Genomic DNA, 20,436 nt, shown 5'->3' with positions numbered 1-20,436 from the left:
GCGTTCGCATTCCCTACCAAGAGTATATCGCGCTCGGAAAGCCGACAGACGATATACTGTGCCGCCCTCCCAATGGCCTCACCCTGCCCTTTTCCTATGTTGCCGAGCATGTCAGCGACGGCCAGGCAGTGTCGGCAATCCTGGCTATACTCAAATCGGTCGAGCGTGTCCGCGCGGACGGCTACGTTGCCGGGCCCTGGGACGATGGCATCGCGTGGTGCAACCGTGTGCTCGACGAAGTTTGGGCGGGCCGCGGAGCGTTTCCAGGCATCGGCTCGGTCTTGCGGTACCTCGGTTGCGCCCAGGGCCACGCGTACCACGCCACGATACTTCGAGAAATTGAACGCGGGCGGCAAAATCCCTGGGAGCACGTGCTCGCCATCTTCCAGGGACGGGTAAACCCTCCGACCGACCAATATCGGGATGGTTTGCTTGAAGCTGCAAGACAATGGCGCTCCATGCCGATGCGGCATCGTCTTCTCGACACGTTGGTCCGTTTTGAACTTACAACCGATCAAGTTATCGGAATCGCCAATGAAGATCAGCGCGATAAGCGCGGCATCGCGGCCCGCGCCGACAAGATCATTGAAAACCCCTATGTCCTCTACGAGCAGGACAAGGGGGACGAAGGCTCCGAGCCTGTCGGCCTTGAGACGATCGACCAGGGCATGTGGCCGCAAGGCGATGCCGCGCTTTTCCGCAGCGCAGAAGCCATCGCCCACAACGATCCAAGACGGGTCCGGGCGACTGCGGTCGCGGTGCTGCGCGAGGCCGCCGACGCAGGAGACACGCTGTTGCCGTTTGACACCCTCATCCGGCGAGTGCACGAGCGTTTCCCTGACTCCCGGCGCTGCCTCACCGACCGCGAGGCCTTTTGGTACGGCGAGGAGCGAGCGCACCACGACGCGATCCTGTGGTTCAGGGAAGAGCCATATCCGTCATCCTGGCGGGTCGACGCCGAGGAACTGCAAGAAGCGCGCTCCGCGATCGATGACGAACTTGCCGAGGACCTCGGTGCGGATGCTGATGAGGACGAACCGCCAACCATCAAGCTGGTGGCGCTGAAGTCCATTCGCAGATGCGAGGTCGAAATTGCACAGGTGCTCGAAGGCGTGCGCGCCCTCGACGATCTGCCCTCGCCAGCGCCCGATTGGCGGGCTCTGCTCACCGGGACCGACGGCGGCGGATTTGGAGAACCGAAGACCCAACGTGAGCGCGATGCCATCGACGAGAAGGTCAGGGCGCTTGAAGTCCTTTACGGCCAGCGCATCAGCTTTCTGACAGGCGGCGCCGGAACGGGGAAAACGTCGGTCCTGAAAGCCTTCCTGCAGCAGCTTCGAGCCTTGGAAGGCTTCAGCGCGACCCTTCTTGCTGCTCCGACTGGCAAGGCACGCGTCAGGTTGCAAGCGTCAACCGGCCGCCCGGCCAATACCATCCATCAAATTCTGAATGACGCAGGAATGATGGGCCCCAACTACCGCATACTTGAGAAACCGGCGAACGGCCTGCGCACCTTCACAAACATCGTCATCGACGAAAGCTCGATGCCGTCGGTCGAACTGCTCGCGGCGCTGTTTCGGGCCATCAAGGTGAACGCATTCCGCAGGCTGATCTTTGTCGGCGATCCCTTCCAGCTGCCGCCGATCGGGCCGGGGCGGCCCTTCTTCGACGCGCTGAATTGGATGCAGGAGAAACATCCCGAGTGTATCGCCGAACTCAGGACATGCATGCGCGTGACCCAGACCGAACACGGCGGCCAGAGCTTCAGCAAGGGTCTGGAACTTGCCGCCGGATACAGGGACGGCGCCGGCCCTGGCGACGACGCCGTTCTTTCGGAACTGGTGCAGAAAGGGGAGACGGCGGACGTTCAGATCGCGTTCTGGAATGATCATTCCGAACTTCTGGCCGCGGTGGATCGTGTTCTCGCCAGTCGTTTCGGCATTCGCGGCAATGACAGTGCGGCGTTCGATCGCTCGCTCGGGATCGCGGCCGAGGACTGGCAAGCGTGCGAGAATTGGCAAATCCTCTCGCCGACCCGGATCCAGCCTTTCGGAACCGACGAACTTAACCGCGTCATCCAAAGCCGATTTCGCGAGAATATGCTTGCCATGGCCCGCGATCCGCACACGCGATGGCCGGCTCCAATGGGAGATCAGGAGCTCGTCTGCCACGACAAGGTCATGCAATTCGTCAATCAACCCAAATGGCTTCCTGAGGGCGCCGACGGCTTGCGTTTCGTGGCAAACGGGGAGATCGGAATCGTGACGCAGGCATGGAAGGGCAAAGATGACAAGCCCGACAACCTGTATGTCGCTTTTTCCACGCAACCGAAAGCCGAGTACCGCTACACAAAATCTGCCGTGAAAGAAGCGCTGGAGCTTGCCTACGCGCTTACTGTTCACAAGGCACAGGGCAGCGACTTTGAGACCGTCATCCTGATCCTGCCGCGCAAGGCCCAGACCCTCTCGCGCGAGCTGCTTTATACCGGCCTCACCAGGTTCAAGGGCAGGCTCATTCTTCTGGTCGAAAAGGACAGCCAGCCGCTGCTCGATTTGCGGCGCCCGGAATCGTCAGACACGATGCGACGCACCACGCGCCTCTTCAAGCTGCTGATCGGGCAGGATGCAGGCGATGCGGGCATCAAGGGCCCCTATCGACCCGAAGGCCTTATCCATCGCACATCGGATGGGACTGCGGTCCGCTCCAAAAGCGAGGTCATTGTCTATGATGTGCTGACTTCGCTTGGTCTGTCGGTTCAGTACGAGGCGCCCTTGTTGAACAAGCATGCCGATCCCACGGACTTCCGGCTGCCTGATTTCACGGTGCACTACCAAGGACGAACCTGGTACTGGGAGCACCTTGGAATGCTGGACAAGGCAACCTACAAGGCCGACTGGGAACTCAAGCAGCAATGGTATCGTGACAACGGGTACTGGGATCGGCTTCTCACCTCGGAGGATCACGGTGGAGGGCTTGGCGGCGTTGTCTACGCCGATGAGATCCGTGGCACGGCGAACGCGCGAATTTTGGGCCGGACATAATCTTCGCCGGCGGCGACGTCCTCGCCCGCCGCCGGTACGGAGCGATGCTCGCTAGACTAATGAACGCTGCTTGTATGCTGGCTTGGCAAATCCACCCAGTCGAGGCTTCCAAGCGTGAGGTAAACTATGGCGCCGCGCGGCGCCCCGATCGCCCGCATGTACTCAAGCAACTGGCCAGCATAGGACTGGCGCGTGACCGCCGAAGGGGCGACATCGCTCTTCCAGTCGAAAACGATCGTCGGCTGGCCGTCGACGACAGCCACCGCATCGGCTCGCCCGGCCATGAGAACATCGCCTCCAGCGCTTTGCGCATAGAGCGCCAATTCAGGTATGAGCGTGCCGCGGTGCTCGGAGATTGCAGGCAAGGCAAATGTGCGTACGACAACATTGGCCATCTCCGCCGGGTCTGGTCGCGGTTCGCCTTCGAGAGGACCCAACTCGGCGAGAAGAAGGCCAGCCCGCAAGGTCAGTGCGTGCGTTGTTTCCTCGGTCTCTCCGGTGAGAACTTCCTCGATGAGCTTGTGCAGCACGGCGCCTCGCGTCGAACTGCCGGCGATCGCATGTGTGGAATCGAAGTCGGTGGCCTCCTCGAAGGTCGGGAGATCCTTCGGCGATCGATCGGAATCATCCTGGCTCGGGCGGATCCAGCGCGCCACCTTTGACGCCGCTATGACGGCCTGCTGCTCGGCGAGGAATACCTCTGCGGTCTGCAAGTTGGAAACATCGGCCACCGGCGCGAACGGTTTTCGTTTCAGTCGCGTCATATCCCATTCAGGAATGTTGTCGTCGGCGAGGTTCAAAACTTGGGCCCAGGTGTTGTCCGGCCGGCGCGCGGAGAACTGAGGCAGTATCAGAATGTCCATTGCCCGCGTACACGCGACATAGAGGAGCCGTTCGCGTTCTTCCCCGCTTTCGCGATCTTCCGTGCCGACTGCATCGACCAGGGCCGGAGGGACGACGTCACCGAGCACCCAATGCAGCGTGTCGTCGCCTCGGCGATGAATGAACGGCTCTCGACGCCTGATTTCCGACGCCATGTTGATGGGAATGACGATCGGCCACTCCAAGCCTTTGGCGCTATGGACGGTAACTACATTGATGGCTTCGCCGTCGGCGTCGAGCCGCGCCTCGTCATAAGGCTCTGGACCCAGCCGCCCCCCCTGCCAGTCGGCACCAATGTCGAGGGCGAGTTGCTTCAAACCGCGCACTCCATAGCGCCGAGACCGTTCCAGAAGGAGATCGAGGTTGGCAATGGCTCGCCCAGCCTGGTCATCTCCTCGCGCGGCGAGCTTGGCGCGCATGCACAGTCGGTCGACCGCGGCGGAAAGGAGCAGAAATGGCGTCGTGTCGCGCGCACGCCGGCTCAGTTGCGAAAGGGTTAGAAGCGTCTCCTTTGCCGATGGATGCCTTACATGGTCCACGGGCGTCCACAGCGTCAGACCATCAGGCCTAACGTCATCGCCACGCCGCGGAAGGTCCTGGGCAATGTCGAGCAGTTCGTTGTCGGTAAGTGTACGCCGCTGGCAAGAAGCATTGTAACGCGGCCTGCAAGCAGAGACGTCTTGCCCGTGCCCGCCGCGGCCTCGACAAGCAGGGTCTGATCAAGCGCGGTAAGTGCGCGGCGACGATCAATGCTGTCTGCGAGCCCGGTCATGGCAGGTTCCAGAAAAAGTGAAGTCTGCCCGCCTGAGAGGCAAGACTGGCTTGCTTGCGGCGGAAATAACCAGGCGACGCGGGCAGGGCCAGGCGGAGATCGTTGACGCGCTCCTCTGCCGCTGGCCCCGGCAACGAGTTTCCAGACTTCAGGAGACTGATGACATTGGTGACGAACTGGGCAAGCTGGGTGATAGCGCCATCGAGGTCTCGCAGCGTAGACGGCGTCGGCTCGCCTTTCAGATAGACCAGCCGCGCTCGTATTGCCGGCGTCTCCGGCAGCAATTGAGTGCAGGCCAGGCCATAGATGACGCGCTGCAGATCGGCGCCGCCGGCAATGATCCTTGTGGCGGCGTCCATGGGAATATCACCAGTCTTGTAGTCCGTGACGCGAACGGCTTCGGCGGCTGCGCGCAGGTCGAGCCGGTCAATTCGTCCGCGAACCGAGACATTCGTGCCTGGTATCGTAACCGCAGTGGAGATGTTCCAGGGCCATTCCCGCTCGGATTGTTCCTCGCCGCCGAAGGGCACCTCGGTCCAGCTACGCGTTCCGGTCTCACTGAGTTGTTCCCAAGTAAGACCGGCCAGAGCCATTTCGGCGGCTTGGCGCACGGTGTTTACCCAGAGCACGTGCGGCGGCAAACTTCGCTCAAGCGGCCATGCCTCTGTTACGTGGCGTACAGCAAGATCAAGCGCCTCGGAAATTTCCTGCGGCCGCGCCGCGATGAAGCCGGGGATCGGCTCCAGGGCGTCGACCGCCAAGCGCAGCAACTCGTGGACAAGGCTGCCGAACTCATTGGGTGCCAGTGTGAGCCGGCGTTCGCGATCCTGCGGGGCCCGCCAGCCCAAAGCATATCTCCAGACGAACCCTTGCGGGTCGCGCAGCATGCGCGTCAGAGACGTTGGCGATTGTGGTCGGTCGATTGTCTCCAGGACCAGCGGATGGGAAGATGAAAAGGCCCCGTCATGGGCAGTCATCTCGGCTATGTGCCAGGCGCGCCAGCACTGGACCGCGGCGCCTGCAAGGGGATGGGTCACTGTCTCGTCAGGCCGTGCAGCCAGCCTGTCGGATTCGCTGCAGGCATGCTCTGTTGCTCCCTCGCGACGCAGCACCGTCGGCTGATCGCCTCGTCGAAGCAGCGGGCTGGGACCGATCCGCGCTCCCTGGGCATTGCGACGACTCCGCGACAGAATCAACTCGCTTTGAGCGAACGCCTTGATGATGGCAAAGGAACGTCGGTCAGCCTGGCCTGGTGGATCGGCATCGAGCTCAGCGCCTGAAATGAGGTGGGCGGGCAGCAAGGGATCCTCACCTGACGAGCGCGGCCAGCCGCGAGCCGTCAAGCCAAGCAGTCGTACCCAAGGGCGCGGCGCCGCGGCCAGTTGCCAAGCGGGAGTCCAGATGATGGCGTCGCTGGCATCCGCAACGTCGCCGACCCGGATTGTACCCAAGGTGAGTTCCAGGGCGGCAGCCGGGGCCGCTGTCGTGGCCCGTTGCCACAGGCGACGAGCAGCTCCGCGCAGGAGCAGGTCAGCAGCCGGGCCGGCAGCGGTGACGCCTCGCTCCAGCACGTCAAGGATCGGCATGACGATTGGCCGAGGATCAGTGGCCGGGGACGGCACCGCGCGACCGAAAGCCCGCTCCCATTCAGCCGCCGAAGCAAGCGATGCGTCGCGTGGCACCTCGAGCCACTCTCGAGTGAGCGAATCGAGAGCCGTACCCTGCCCTGCAACGCGCGAGACCAGTCGCCGCAGCCGAGCCTGGGAGAGACCATGCAACAGGATGTCGGCCAACGCGGCGCAGGTTTGCCCTTCCGCGGTCGCGAGGCAGGGTCGGCCATGCGGAAAACAGACCCGCAGCGCCGTCTCTTCGGCGAGCGCCATCACATGGTCGTCCCACTCCCCTGTGGCAGCGGCGGCGATGGCTATCTCTCCGGGCTTGGCCAAGCCAGAAGCCAAAAGGCGCCGCGCCCATCGAAACGCCTCGAGCACCTCGTGGCGGGGGTCGGCGCAGGAGACCAGCCGAGGCGTTGCCGGATTGCCGGCACGAACAGTCACGCGGCCCTTGAGCCAGTCCGTGTCTGCGCCAGCTGGGGCGATCCAGTCTAGAGCAACGGATGTCGAGATCTGATGGAGCAGCGGGCGCCAAACCGGATCGACGAAGTGGACGCCGTCGAGAGTGATCTCGCCGAAAAGTGCTTTTGCGTGCCGCATCCGCCCGAGCGCCGCCATACACAGGGCATGCGGCGAAAGAGCGGCTGCTGGCAAAAGGGACAGTACCCGGGCCTCGACAAGCATGAGGTCACGGATGCGTGGCGCATCTGCGTATTGGACCAGGCTGAGATCGGCGTTCCAAGCATTTCGCAACGTCCGTGCAATGGCGCGCGGCATTCCTGGCAAATGCCTAACACTTTCAATTTCCTCGAAGCCGCCGGTTTCAAGAGCGCGCGCCACGGCCTGTTCCACTTCCGCGCTGCCGGCCAGGCGAAAGAAACCTCCAGCCAGGCGAGCGGCCAGCTGGCTCACGGTCATTATCTGGAGTCCGTTCGCGCCGGAGCGCGCTGCCGCAGCCCGCAGAGCCGCGAAGGCGACCTGACCCTGAACGACGACGGTTTTCCTGATCAAGACAATTCGTTCCCTCGAGACGAGGCATGATCATTGCGGGCTCGATAAATTTCAACCGAGAATTGTGAGCCGTGTCGTCGATTATGTGCGTCTTCCTCACACATCAACGCCCACCTTCCGACTCCATGTCAGCGCTTTGTGCCGGGTCCTGGCCGGCAAAAGTGTAGCCCGGATTGAGCAGCGAAAAATCTCTATCCTGAACGACGACCTCCATATGCTGAACACAGCGAAGATCCAGATCGATGAGCTCGTTGACACGCGCACCGGCGAGCAGCCTGAGGACTTCGCTGATGACGAGGCAGGCTGCGACCGAACCGACGAACGGCGCGCCGACCGCCTTGCCTGCCAGAAGAGTCATGCCGCACTGATCCAGCTTGCCGGAGTTCAGGAGCTCCCGGTAGGCTGGGTTACCCTCTACGCTGGGCGCAATGCCAGGGATTCCCCGCCAGATCTCCGCTGCCGAGCGCCGGGCCGGCAAGGTGTGCAGCCGGATCGTTTGAAAGTTCCGAAAATCGCGGCCCAGTCCCGCCTCGACGACGAAGTCAAATGCGGAGGTGTTGAGCGCGCGGCGACCATCGGCATTGTCGAGACCACAGAGAGCCACCGCCGGCTCGGATGCCTGCCGGCGACAGTCGCCGTCGAAAAGCCGCTCGTGAATGTGTGTTTCGAAACCGCGCCGTTCCGCCCAGTCGGCCATGGCGCGCGTCTTGCGTGCGCCCACCATGCTGGAAAAGCTTAAAACCGACGTGCTCGGTGTCGAGGCGCCGATGCGATCGACGTCCTGGAGCACCAGTTCGACATCGCCGGGGTTGGCGTAGGGAAGAAGACCGATCGCCCATAGATAGGCTTGGCCCAGATGTCCGAGGCCGATAAGCCAAAGCCTGCTCGGCAAGTAATTGAGGATCGGGTCGTCCGCTCCAGCACCAATCCAGTCGCTGCCGGGAGACCACAGAGACAGACCCACCGGCGAGAGACCGGCAGCGTGGGCGCGACCGCTGACAAAGCGGAAAGCCTCACTCACCGCAAGGGCAGCCGCCAGCATTCCGGCAAGCGGCATGGCCGTGGCCGGCGTGATTGAGTCCGCGGTGTCGATGGGCAAAACGCCTCCCCGCCAGCCCTGCCACACTGCGCGCACGTGAAATGTTGCCTGCCGCTTGCCAGCCGCATCCAGGCCGATCGTAATCGTTGGCGTGTCTGCGTCAGGCTCACCGAGCCTGCCCCCCAGGGCGACAACGGCATCGGCAAGCAATGGCCCTTCGGGCAGGCATGAGACCTGTGGCACATCGAGCTTCCCGCTTACGGTCACACCACCAAGAAAGACCCGGGAGCCGAGTGCAACTGCGGTGAGTAGCGTGGCGTGTGCGATGGGATCGTCCGACGCCTCGAAGATCACGCAAAGACGATACCCGCCCAGCAACTCGATCGCTTCGTCCACGGTCCGGGCGCGACCGCTGTCGATCGCCTCCTTTGCCAACCGGTGCAGATTGTCGGCGTTGATCTCGGCCATGATCGCCTCCTAAACGATGAGAAAGAACGAGGGGCGGGCAGCGGGCTGAACGGCCGACCATTTTTTCCCGCCCAAATAGCGGTAGATCCCGACGCGAGGGATCGCCACCGGCTCGTCGGCGAAATTGGGCAGGATCAGTGCGATATGGCCCGGCTGGGAAATCATCGGATGATTGCGGTCGGAATCGCTTTGCCCCTCGCCGTAGGGGTGCACATGGATGTCTGCGACGACATCCAGCCCGAGCGTCTCGCATGCCTCCCACAGCGCTCCATAATAGGCGCCGTTGAATCGGACGATGCCAGTGTCAAGGCAACTGGGGTCGAGGTTATCGTAGAGGATGTAGTTGGTGATCCTCGCCGTGCCGCCGGAGCGCTTTCCTAGGAGGAACGCCCCGCTCTCGCGCGAGCGCTCGCGGCCGCGGTCACGTAGGTCGTTGACTAGACTTTGCCAGACCTTCCTGGACACGGACAGCTCATGCTGCGGCGCGAGCAGGCGGCGAATAATCCCGGCTATTGAGAAGTTCATGGACAAGCTCCAAATATTGGACGATCCCACCGGAGGGACGCCAGATTTTCGAGGCGAGTTCGGTCTGCCAGTTGTCGTGGCCGACGATACTTTCCCGGTCACACGGCAAGTACAGCGCGGTTCCGCTCTTCCAGCTTGGATTGAACACGGCGCCCACCCGCCCGCCATTGCTCCGGGGCCAACGATCGAACTCCAGAACGGTGTTCGTGGTCATGTTCCACGGCCCGCCGGTCGGCGGGTTCGCTGGAAAGCCTGTGCAGCTCAGCCGCAAAACAAACTCTTGCCCGTCGCGAGCAATTACGCCGATGAAGGCGTGGGGCCAGCACAGGCCGCGGAGAGTCCAGCGACCTTCCATCAGCCCCAGGCGGAAGGCGGGTTTGGCCAAGTCCGCCTGGAGCGCCCGTTCATCCGGACCGCCCATGGCCCTACGCAGCTCCATCCGGGGCGCCGTTGACGCGCTCATCGGGAACCAGATCGAACTTGACCTGGCAGTGCGGTTGCGTGACCAGCGTGCCCAGGTGCGTGTTGGGCGCCGGGCGATCGTGCGTACCGCTGATCTGCAGCAGGTGCTCGCCTGCTTCGTCCGGCGTCATGTGGAACTGCTTGATCGCTGCCCACTTTTTCACCTTGGCCACCGTGGTGCCCGGCTTGAAGGTGTGCTGCACCGTCTTGCGGTTGAAGGTCACCGAAACCTCGATGTCGTGGCAGCGGTGAAGGTGCAGCTTGAGGCCGTGCGGTGATTTGATCTCGGTGATCACCGTCTCGATGCCGAGCGGGGTGTCTTCGTCTTCGACGAACACGAGGATCTCGCCATCCAGCTTCAGGATATCGGCGAGCAACTCCTTGAACTTGCGGACCGTGGTCCCGGGTTCGACGTCGATGTGGCCAATCTCGCGGAGGCCTTCCGCCTGATAGAATATGCCGGTCATGATGTGCTCCGTCTTCGAGCTCCCGCCCTTTGCAGGAGCCTTCTGACGGGTTAATCGAAGCGGCGGCCCAAAACCGGAAAGTCAGTCGCGGGTATTTTCGTCGTCGAGTACCAGGTAGCCCGATGGCATTGCCGCGCACACGAAGAAATGCGGGCAGCGCGCGCATTTCATGGACTCGGTGTCCGGCTCGAACCGGCCGGCGTTGATGGCGCCGAGGATTCGGTTGGCTTCATTTACCCGATTACCAATCACGCGGTCGGTGAGCTCGACGGGCTCGACGGTGTCGTCGGTCAAGTGCACGGCTTCGACGATGGAGCCCGACCCAAACTCCGCCCGGCCAGCATGAATATAGAGTCCATATTCGATGTGGCCAGGATCGCTGTATTCGCTTGACCGCTTGTGCCCGGTGCGCACGCGCCGCAGGACCATGGTGCCGTCAGCGAGTTCGGCAATCGCGTCCGGCTGGATGACGATCCGGCCGTGCTGCAAATCTATCGCGATCGAACGACCCTGGTGGAAACTGCGCCCGTTGCTGCTCCGCAATAGCGCTCGCACTATATTGGACGCAAGCCCGCGATAATCGGCTGCAGCCGGCAAGGCAGGCATGTCACTTTCCTGCCAGATTGAATCGAACCGCGCCTCTACCTCTTCCGTCGACGGCGTTCCATGAAGCTGCTCGACGTGAAGCCATTTGATGAGTTCGTAGAGGCACTGGTGGGTCTGGGTAAACGCGGTCGGCCGCTTCCCGCCGCCTAGCCCCAGAACGTGCGTGTAGAAGTAACGTCTCGGGCATGACAAGTAGCTGCCGAGCGTGCGGTCCGTGACCTGGTACTCGACGGGAACTGTGACCTGAACGAGGCTGGCACCTCTGCCATCCGGACCGGTCATCATCGGCGGGCGATCGTCGCGCTTGAGGCCGCGAATGTGAGCAAGGAATGACGACTGCCTTCGTGCGTTGCCGTTAGGTTGGGTACGCGAAAGGTAGAACCTCAAGTTACGCTTTGCGCGCGACATCGCAACGAAGGCCAGGCACTCCTCTTCGCTCTCATGCGCAAGCCGCGCAGCCTGATCCATGGTCAGCATGCCCGCGCCGGTGATCATCCCCGTGGGTGGCGGGCACCGGATACCGCGATAACTGGAGGGGATGCTGACCTCGGTCATGCCTGGCAGATGAACCGCTTCAAACTCGAGACCCTTGCTGCCGTGGATCGTCATCAGCCGGACGGCATTCATGCCCAGCGCTGCCGCTGGCACCTGCCTTAAGTCGCGCTCCTCCGCGAGCAGCACCAGCTGGCGAACACGCTCCAGCATCTTCCACATCGGAGAGCCATGACCAACGGTGACGCTATCGCGCAAGAAATTCAGGAACTGCCAAATCGCGCAGGACCGCATCCAATCTGAGACCGACGCCCTGCTCGCCATCTCGCGGACAAGATCAGTCCAATCAAGCAGATACCCGGTTACGAAATCCCAAGGGGCGTCTCCTTGGCGAAGGCCTGACAAATCTTCGGCCAATCGAGCGAGGCCCCTCCGTCCTGAATCTGTAATGCGGTCATCGGACGCCAGCTCATGCAGCCAAGTCATGGGAGCGCCGTTTCGCTCCTTCAGGATGCGTAGCATCCGGTATACGTCCTGTAGCGGGATTGCGTAGCGAGGCATCGCCGCGACGCGAACGATACCGGAGCCGAGACCGTCGACCGCGAGGCTCATGATCGAGAGCAAATCGCGAACTTCGTCCCGCTCGAACAGGCTGCCGAGGTGAAGGACCGGTATACCACGCGCCGCCAGGCCAGCCGCGATCTCGTTCAGCCGTTTGTTGGTTCTACAGAGCACCGCCTGATCACGCAGCCGCACTCCGGTGCCTTCAAGTTGTTTCACGCTCGCCGCTATACCGGCGATTTCGTCATCGAGGCTGTCGAAGACACGCAGCTCGCATGGTTCACCTGGTCCGGCATTCGTTTCAAGTCTGAGCGGATGCATACCCTTCGAGGCGTTCATGACCTCCGAAAAACTTGTGAAGCTCCCGATGATTGCCTCGGTAGATCGGTAACTCCGCTCGAGCGCGTCGGTCGTCGCGCCGGGGAAGTCATTCGTGAACGCCGTCATGTTGTCCGACGACGCGCCGCGAAAGCGATAGATAGATTGCCGCGCGTCGCCGACCACCCATAGACGCGGGCCGTCCCCGGCGATGCCTTTGAGTAACCTGACGCTTGCATGGTTGACGTCCTGATATTCGTCGACCAGAACATGCCGGTGACGAAGACGGACTGCTGCCGCAATCGGCGGCAGGTTTTCGAGCAGTTTCGCGGGCAGCATGATGAGGTCGCCGAAGTCGACCGACCCCTTCGCTTGTTTAGCTATTTCGTAGCGATCGTAGATATCCGCGATCTCCAAGCATTTTTCCGCATCCCTGATTGCCTCGGCGTCCTGGCCAGCTGCCTGTTTCATCAAGACGGCCAGTTCCCTGTACCGGGCGTTGTCAGCGACCTCGTCCTTGGCACGCGATATTGCCGACAGCACGTCCCTCAGCACGAGCGTTGGATCCCACAGGTTCCGATAATGCTTCAGCCCGAGGGTCGGCAGGACCTCTTCGAGAACAGTGATCGCGTCGCTTCGATCAAACAGGTCCGGGTCACTGGGCAATCCGATCTGGCCGCCGTACCTGCGGAGGAGATCCAGACCGAACGAATGGAAGGTTCCGATCCAAATCTTAGCGGCTTGATCCGCCAAAACACCCGCAATGCGCTCTGCAAGCTCTCCCGCGGCGCGGTTGGAAAACGTCAGGACGAGAATTGAGGCCGGATCGGCGCCCTCCTCTATCAGCGACACGATCCGCTTGACGAGCGTGCGTGTCTTGCCGGTGCCTGGGCCGGCTTCCAGCTGAAACGCGGTGTCTCGATGCAGGACCGCGCGATCCTGAGCGAGGTCATCGATCGGCACGACAGGTGGCGTAGGCTCATCGCTTACATCCTGGGGCAGCAGGAGCGCGTCCAGGATCTGCTGCCGCACCAGTGGCACGGGCAATCGTAGCCGGCTCGCGACTGCGTCGGCTCCCAGTCCATCTTCACGATGGAGCCTGGCGGCGAAGGAGCGTGGTAGAACCAGTTCCCGCGCGAAAACGTTTGCATGAAGCTCCCGCCTTTCACGCGCGCCATAATCTTCGACGCGCTGGAGGCCGACCGGTGCAGGCTCGATTGATTGCGATGGGTCAACGTCTGTTTCGCTGCACGCGCTTGACCCAGAGTGGATGACGTCGTGGCCGATCTCATGGGCGACTAGGAGCGCGCGATCGATGTCCGATGCCTCGGCCTGGCAAAGAATTACCCCGCCCTGATCGTCAAGCAAAGCGCGTGCCCCTTTTAAGCCAGGGTCGCCATCCGGGAGGAATGATATCTCAAGGTCTCGCGCACCAGCCGCCGCAAATACCAGTTTTGGAATGTCGAATGGATTTGCGCCCGCCGCCACGACGTTCTCGTGCAGCGCGGCAGCCTGCCTTCGGATCAGTTCGAACGCTTCCATGCAAGCCTACAATGATCGCAATCGCTTTTGCTGCTCCGAGCTCAAACCTGATGTTGTGAGTGACTCTTCAAACGTCTGCTTTCCGCCCAGCACTGGTTTGTCATCCGCTTTGAAGCTCTGACCGCGCAGTCCCACGGTCTGTCCTGCCTGAAAATGACGGAGCACAAGGTCGAACGGTTTCTCAAGGAGCTCCGCCACCCGACGCACGAATCCATGCGACAGCGTATCGGCCAGGATCACCCGGTCGCGCAGCTTGAGCACAAACGTCGAATTCGAGCCAAGGCCCTCCGCGACCGCGCGCATGCCTGCACGGTCCAGACGCGAAAAAGGGTTCTCAACCGCATCGGCTCCAATGCCATTAGCAACCGCCGCGGCCTGGTCCCGGCGCGCATGGAACAGCGCATTCTGAAACGCGCTCAGCGCCGTCGCGCCTTCCACATCGATCGCTTCATCCGATACCGCCACAAACGAATCTTCATCGGCGACGAGCCCCTCGATGGCCAGGTCAATCGCGAAGCTGGTCAGCTCCTGCGCATATTGCGGGTACAGGCGCACCAGCTCGTCCAGTATCTGGGGGTCTGGGTACCCCTCTCCCATTGCCAATTCCAGGTACGCCTCCCGCAGCTCGACGGGCGTCCTTTCCGTCATATCAGCCATCACGCACTCTCCTTGATGCGGGCGAGCATCTCATCAGCCCGCGTGAGCAGGTTTCGAATTGTCCTTTCGTCAACTCCGAGGCGCTCTGCCGCCTCCCTCTGAGTCATGTCCATCACGCGACAGCACACAATGGCCGCCTGCTGATCGCTTGGTAAGGTCTTGAGGAACGCTACGACCTGACGCAGGTAGACGCGGTCTTCGCCGCGCTGCGGCTTCCACGCAGCGACTGTGGTCCCGGTGCGGGCCGCGCCCTCACGGTCGATGGCAACCTGCTGGTCGTCCGCGCTCTTGCTCGACACGCGCCCCTGCCGGCGCATGTGCTGGTTGTACTTCTCGATGCGCAACGAGCTGAACGCCGCGTTGAACCGGCATTCGAAGAAGTCGATTGCATCGGCCTCAGCCGCGAGATTCTCGGCGAAGAACACCGAGAACTCCTGTAGAATATCCTTCCGCAGTTGCACCGCCTGCGGGACGGAGCTTAGGATAGTACCGTTCAGGTTGGCCTGGCAGCGCCGGATCAGTGTTGCCATGTACGGATCGCCGCTGCCGCCTTGTCGGATATCCAAACGCAGCAGATGCACAAGCGTTTCGGAGCGAAGATAGTCCTTGGCCCCAGGATCCTGAAGCCTTCCGCGCCGCCGGCGCTCGGCCGGAGGCAGAGTCAGAACGTAATCAATCTCGTCTTCGACGACCCTCGGACGCATGTAGCGCTCGCCTGTGGTCCTGACCTTGGTCCTTGTCAGCGGTGACGCCATGGGCCCCTCGCTATAAATTTGTTGGTCCGTTGAGGGCCCCGTCATGACGACCTCATGCGGCTAATCAGTTCCAGGACGAAAAACCGGAAAGGTAATTGAAAAGAAATTTGACGCGCCGACCCCTCACGCTTTTCCGGTAACTTAGTCGAGACGTCGCCGTAACGGAAAGCGATTTCTGGACGGCTTGCCCGAGCGCAGGCGCCAATGTTGTCTACTCTTCGAACAGACCTTCCTACTCGACCACCAGCGGACTTTCTCCGAAGCGACAGACCCTGTTCAAAGCAATGCCTCAAGCAAGGAGTGGAGAATGACCAACTTTGGTGCGGACTCGCTAACGTCGTCTGCCCGGGCACAAGTCACAAGACGACCAAACTTTCTCCATAAGCGAGAGGGCCAGAGTCGGGCATGCTCTTTGCCTTCGCACGCCCCGCACTGACGAGAATAGCACAGGAAGATCTGTTCGCATTAATGTCGGCGATCAAGGCGAAACTCTACCAGCTAAGAAACCAGGAGCAAGCTACGAAGGTCCCCTTCAATTGGATTGAGCTGAACTCTCATCGAGATTCGATCCTGCAACACGCGAACCTCCCTCTGCGTCGAATTCATGGCAGTAACCGAACGCTTTGCTGCCAAAAGTGATGACGACCGACCGTTTTAAAATTTCCATTGAGTCTCCTGGCTCCAGCGTCGTGCTCATGGCGGCGTTCATCTCCGTGTAGCCTCGGAATTTGAAGAAACTGACTATCTTGTCTGGATCCACGTCGGCAGGTTTGGCGAACGCCATCTCGCCAGGCAGCGGGCCGACATCGATGAGTGGATCCCCAGCGACGCCGAGGTCGCGTATGACGGCAAGACGGCGACCCTCGGCCAGATACCAGTTGAGAATTTCCTTCTCGGCCGGCATCAAGCGTGGGTCGGCCCATTGTTGGCTGGCGAACCCTTGGACGTTCAGTCGCAACCTGGGCGGGTTGGCGCCTCTGCCTTGCTTTTCATAGGCAATTTTGGCTTCAGTCGCGCATTTCTTGAAATCCGCGCCGTAGCTGCCGATCAACGTTTTGCCCGGTCCGGCGCCAAGCAACGGCGGATCCATCAGACTGGTGAATCCAAAATAGAAGGCTTCACTCGGCGTGTTGATGAAGCCGTCTTTGCCGCCGAGAAGCTTGTTGCCGTCGCCGGCGACCGGCCCAGGGAATAATGGAAGAAGCATGACAAGGCTGCCATCGTCCTTCCGGACGATCCCGTCGCCGGTATGGATATGCACGACGAGGCTCGGATATTGTTCTTTCGGTGATTCATCTGATGGGCGTGCGTCGACAAGAACCGGGATGACGACCGCATGCTGAGTGTTGGACGCCTGAAACTGCTCTCCGGCACAGGCCCGGCCGGTGCAGCCCGGGCTCATTGAGCTGGCCATTTTTTCCACTGCTGCATGGAATTCAGCCCTGAGTGCTTCGGCGCCTTTTCCTATTGCGTCCAGCAAAGCTGTTTGATCCTGGTTCAACACAAGCGGTCCGGAAAAGGCAACGCGTGTCGGTCCGGGCTCGGCCAGCGGCTCCACGCAGTTTGGCAGAGGTTGGAGTTGGTTCGCTTCAGCCGCGTTATCGGGTGCCAGCATCCGTAAGACGGCCGACTTTTTTATCTCTGTCACGTCGTGCCCATCTGTCCCTCTGACATAGTAGTTGTCTTTCGTTGCCAAAAGCAGGTGCCCTTTGTAGAGCACGCAACGCCCCTGATCGGGCGTCAGCGAAATGAAGGCGAAAGGCTTGAGGCCATTAGTTGTGCTGAACGTTCCGAAACCTGCCGAGATCGCCCACGGGAGGGTAACGATCACCGACAACACGATTGCGTTCAGGAAGAACATTTTTGCCCAGCGATAGGAGAAAATGCCCCTGCTTGCCGACCCCAAACTTCTGGCCAAGGATCCAGGTCCCGTCGGCTTGGGCTCTGACGCCGTACCGCTGCCGAACGCAGATTCACGCCACGCGATCTTGGGGAACTTCAGGTACGCATCGTCATCCCATTTGATAGCCCGGCCAAACCTTTTCCCTATCCAATTCCAATTCCTTTCGGGCTTTCCCGATCGCGCCTTCTCGAGGATCTTCAGAGTGCTGGTGTACAGGATCTTCCGCAGGTCCTTCATCTGGCCGTCGCGGCGCATACGTCCGAACCATACCGAAAAGCCGTACATGGCCACGGCGGATGCGAGTGTCGCCTGTGGCACCCAGTTCTTCAAAAATAGATTGTTGTCCCCGATAAGGAGAAGCGCCGCGACTGCGACGCCGGCCACCGCCCCCATACCGATCGTCAATGGGCTGGCGAAAAGCCCCGTCTTCTCAATGCGCTTGGCGCAGGGTCTAGTTGCGTCCTTGAAGGCCTCGATGGAAGCTTCCGCCCCGAATTCGTCCTTGAGTAGATCGGCGCTTGCCTTCTCATATTTGAGGAAGGCTGTGCGACAGGCCAGGAAGTCGCGCGCGATGGCGCAGTCGCGCAAGACCCGCGCCACCTCAGTGTCGCTGTTCACATCAGCGATTGATTGCAGGCGCTTGAGCAGGGCCATGAGGGGCGCAAGTTTCCGCTCCGGCCTTGTCAGGCGTTTCTGCTTATCGTCCTGATCTTGAAGGAGCGTCTTGATGGACGTGGATATCTCGCCGAACTCAGCGCGTATTCGATCGAACAGCCGGGTGGCCTCCGAATGATAGCTTACGATATCCATCTCCTCCGCGATGCGTTTGGCGCTCGTATGGCTGAGAAGGCGGTTGAGTTCCTTGGCCGCGTCCGGGCTCGATATGCTGGCATGCGTGATTGAGCTTAGAAGGGCGGATTTGTCGGAGACATCGGCATCCAGGCTCGGATCCTGCGAGAACACCAGTCCGCTCGAGACGTTGTAGAACTGGATCGGCCCATTCTCAGTGGCGGCCAGAGCGTAGGCTGCATTGACAAAATCGTCGGTCACTTTCCCGAAAGAGAGAACCCTGGCTTTGACCTCTGCGATTTTGCCAGCCAATCGAGCTTCCGCCGCCCTCAACCCCCCATCGCCATCTTCACCGTCCTGCTTGGCGCTGCTGGATCGCAGCGCGGCGACGTCGCTGTGGCATTCCTCCATTTGATCGAGCAGGAGGGTTAGCTCGCTATCTCCTTGCATCTGTTCCACCTTGCCTGCGCTAGGTGATGCAGTTCCAGGTTTCCGGTTCGCGCTCACGTTCACGTCTCCCCTTGCATCTCGTTTTCAATGAAACCCTTTGCGCGACGCAGACCGACGAGAAACAGGTCCATCATATCGGTCTCGTCCATCACGAAGTTGAGCCAATTGACCTCTCCGACGTCGATGTTTGCCAAGCGAAACGGATGGGATGGCGTCAGCTTGTCCGACCGCTCCTCGAAACGATGACTGGCCTGTCGTAGCTGGTCGATCGCGTCGCGGTCGCGCTGGTTACGGATCATGAAAGCCACCGTGCCGATGTCCGCCGCAAGGCTCTGCAGCCGCGCGCGACGCTGATACGGTCTGGCCAACGTTGTGCTCATCAGCGGAACGGCGATCGTCGGCACGTTCGGCATGATCTCTCTGAATGCGTCCACCGGCAGGTTGGAAAAAATTCCTCCGTCGAGGAACGCCACCTGGTCGACTTTGGCGAATTCGTCCTGCTTCGACTTGCTCGCGAGTTCCTTCAGATGGTCCGCCACGAACTTTGGCCAGAGCCGCTTGTTGACATCGAAAATCGCCGGTTCAAAAAACAATGGTATGGACATGGATGCGCGCACGAGGGCGGCGGGCGAGTTGGCTCTGGTTTCGGCAGACAGATGTTTGATGTCCCGTGGGAACTGGAATTTCACGCCGACAGGCATGCAGGCGGCCATGATCTGAAGAAGCCCCTCTCCGAGCTCGTCCCCTTTGCCAAGGTCCCAGGACTTGAACAGAGGGGAATCGAGATGGCTGACCTTGGCTTCATTCAGGTCCCTCGCGATCGACCTCAGGCGATCGAAAAGATCCTGCACGCTTCGAATGCCCCGTTCCGCGAGCACGCCACGCAGCCAGTCCTCGAAAGCATTTCCTGGGTTGAGACCGCGTTTGCGCAAGATCCGTCCAAGTGCGCCGAGCCATGCGGGCAAGGCCGACGGTCGTAGCGACACACGGCCCAGAAGAAATTGCTTTATGAGCCTGCGCGTGCGAAACGGGCCGTCGATGAATGTGCTCATCGGCATTGCCCCGACGATCTTGACGAGCTCTTCGTGCGTCGGATCGAGCAGGTTCTCACCTCGCACAGCGGTCATGCCCATGGCCATGATCGCCCCGGCCGACGCGCCCGCAATCCCGGCAAAGCGGACATTCGCCATTTCGAGCCCGGCGACAAATCCCGCGTGGGCGAGCCCAAGAACGCCCCCTCCCTGCAAAACAATGTTGGCGAGGCGATAGACCGCCTCTTTGGCGGCGGGGCGGGCCTGATCGGAACCATGCAGCAATCGCATATTGCCGTCTTGGTCTTTGACCGCTTTGAGCCAGAAGAACTTGTCCAGATGACCTTCTTTGCGGGACAGTCGATCGATCTCGGCTTTGAGCTTCACGACTTCCGGATGGGTGCCGACATTGAGTGCCATCTGCCCTGTTTCCGACGAGATTTGCCTGTGACGACGCGCTGCTTGCTCGGGACCGGTTTTAAAGTCCGGCGGACTGCCGCCTGTGGACTCGAAGTCTCGGCCGGCAGCGTGAACTCAGCGTGATTTTCGAGCAGCGAACCGCAGGACGGCGGCCCGGGCGCGCCGGCCGGTGCTAGTCGATTAAGGCACCCGCGCCCCTCGCTACGGTCCGATTTCACGCCTGTCTCACGCCTCTGCCGTGAAGTGTCAGCGACATTTCAGGAGGACGCCATGAACATCATGTCGAAGCATTGGACAACGAGGCGGTACGCCCCGGTCATCGTTGGAACGGCGCTCTTTTTGACGTCCTGCGCGAACTACCCGCAGCAGGCTCGAATGGCCGCCTTTGGTGCCGCGGCGACCGACCTTTCGTCGGCGAGCAAGGCTGCCTTTACCGCCAATGTCGATATCGCGAGGCAGCGGGCCGAAGAGGAAGGCCTGGTGGCCTACCTGGAAAAGGGGCCGGTCTTCATGCCGGATTATGAGTCGATGCCCGTCAACTCCACTGCCCAGTGGGGTGTGCGGCTGCGTATGATTGAGGCCATCGGCGATTACGCCGAGGCCCTGTCGAAAACCGGCGAGCCGGGCGCTGC

Annotated in this window: 14 protein-coding genes; 2 read left to right on the top strand and 12 right to left on the bottom strand. The window is 61.2% G+C overall.

Going from position 1 to position 20,436, the window contains the following annotated elements; all coding sequences use genetic code 11:
* The coding region (locus tag EOA27_RS01825) for an AAA family ATPase (RefSeq protein WP_127255312.1) at positions 1-3,041 on the top strand (3,041 nt) is incomplete at its 5' end.
* Positions 3,042-3,097: 56 nt separating this feature from the next.
* Here the strand turns inward: EOA27_RS01825 and EOA27_RS01820 are convergent.
* The 12 genes from EOA27_RS01820 to EOA27_RS01765 form a co-directional block, all read right to left on the bottom strand.
* On the bottom strand, positions 3,098-4,342 hold the full coding sequence (locus tag EOA27_RS01820; RefSeq protein ID WP_245491010.1) for a 3'-5' exonuclease: 1,245 nt from the start codon (positions 4,340-4,342) through the stop codon (positions 3,098-3,100).
* Positions 4,343-4,476: 134 nt separating this feature from the next.
* Positions 4,477-4,695, bottom strand: a complete 219-nt coding sequence (locus EOA27_RS01815; protein ID WP_127255308.1) for a UvrD-helicase domain-containing protein — start codon at positions 4,693-4,695, stop codon at positions 4,477-4,479.
* On the bottom strand, positions 4,692-7,319 hold the full coding sequence (locus EOA27_RS01810) for a PD-(D/E)XK nuclease family protein (RefSeq protein ID WP_189561942.1): 2,628 nt from the start codon (positions 7,317-7,319) through the stop codon (positions 4,692-4,694). Before EOA27_RS01810 ends, EOA27_RS01815 begins: the two co-directional genes overlap by 4 nt.
* A gap of 103 nt (positions 7,320-7,422) precedes the next feature.
* Positions 7,423-8,826 carry a thiamine biosynthesis protein ThiF gene (locus EOA27_RS01805; protein ID WP_127255306.1) on the bottom strand — a complete coding sequence of 468 codons (1,404 nt, stop codon included), beginning with the start codon at positions 8,824-8,826 and terminating at the stop codon, positions 7,423-7,425.
* Positions 8,827-8,835: 9 nt separating this feature from the next.
* Positions 8,836-9,351, bottom strand: a complete 516-nt coding sequence (locus tag EOA27_RS01800) for a hypothetical protein (RefSeq protein WP_127255304.1) — start codon at positions 9,349-9,351, stop codon at positions 8,836-8,838.
* Complete coding sequence (locus tag EOA27_RS01795) at positions 9,299-9,772, bottom strand: hypothetical protein (RefSeq protein ID WP_127255302.1); 474 nt, start codon at positions 9,770-9,772, stop codon at positions 9,299-9,301. The genes EOA27_RS01800 and EOA27_RS01795 overlap by 53 nt, the downstream gene beginning before the upstream one ends.
* Before the next feature lie 4 nt (positions 9,773-9,776).
* Complete coding sequence (locus EOA27_RS01790) at positions 9,777-10,280, bottom strand: hypothetical protein (protein WP_127255300.1); 504 nt, start codon at positions 10,278-10,280, stop codon at positions 9,777-9,779.
* Positions 10,281-10,361: 81 nt separating this feature from the next.
* Positions 10,362-13,799, bottom strand: coding sequence for an ATP-dependent helicase (locus tag EOA27_RS01785; RefSeq protein WP_127255298.1), 3,438 nt, complete (start codon positions 13,797-13,799; stop codon positions 10,362-10,364).
* A gap of 6 nt (positions 13,800-13,805) precedes the next feature.
* Positions 13,806-14,456, bottom strand: coding sequence for a hypothetical protein (locus EOA27_RS01780; protein ID WP_127255296.1), 651 nt, complete (start codon positions 14,454-14,456; stop codon positions 13,806-13,808).
* Positions 14,456-15,211 (bottom strand): sigma factor-like helix-turn-helix DNA-binding protein, encoded by a 756-nt coding sequence (locus EOA27_RS01775; protein ID WP_189561941.1) that lies wholly within the window; start codon positions 15,209-15,211, stop codon positions 14,456-14,458. Before EOA27_RS01775 ends, EOA27_RS01780 begins: the two co-directional genes overlap by 1 nt.
* A gap of 532 nt (positions 15,212-15,743) precedes the next feature.
* On the bottom strand, positions 15,744-18,410 hold the full coding sequence (locus EOA27_RS01770; protein WP_145970243.1) for a hypothetical protein: 2,667 nt from the start codon (positions 18,408-18,410) through the stop codon (positions 15,744-15,746).
* A 2-nt stretch (positions 18,411-18,412) separates the two neighbouring features.
* Positions 18,413-19,804, bottom strand: a complete 1,392-nt coding sequence (locus tag EOA27_RS01765; protein ID WP_127255289.1) for a patatin-like phospholipase family protein — start codon at positions 19,802-19,804, stop codon at positions 18,413-18,415.
* Between the two features lie 270 nt (positions 19,805-20,074).
* Between EOA27_RS01765 and EOA27_RS01760 the strand changes: the two genes are divergently transcribed.
* Positions 20,075-20,436, top strand: a 362-nt coding sequence (locus tag EOA27_RS01760; protein WP_145970242.1) for a hypothetical protein, incomplete at its 3' end; no start/stop codon positions are given.

It is taken from the genome of Mesorhizobium sp. M2A.F.Ca.ET.037.01.1.1, from assembly GCF_003998075.1.
Lineage (GTDB): Bacteria > Pseudomonadota > Alphaproteobacteria > Rhizobiales > Rhizobiaceae > Mesorhizobium.
This window is presented reverse-complemented; position numbering and strand designations above follow the sequence as displayed.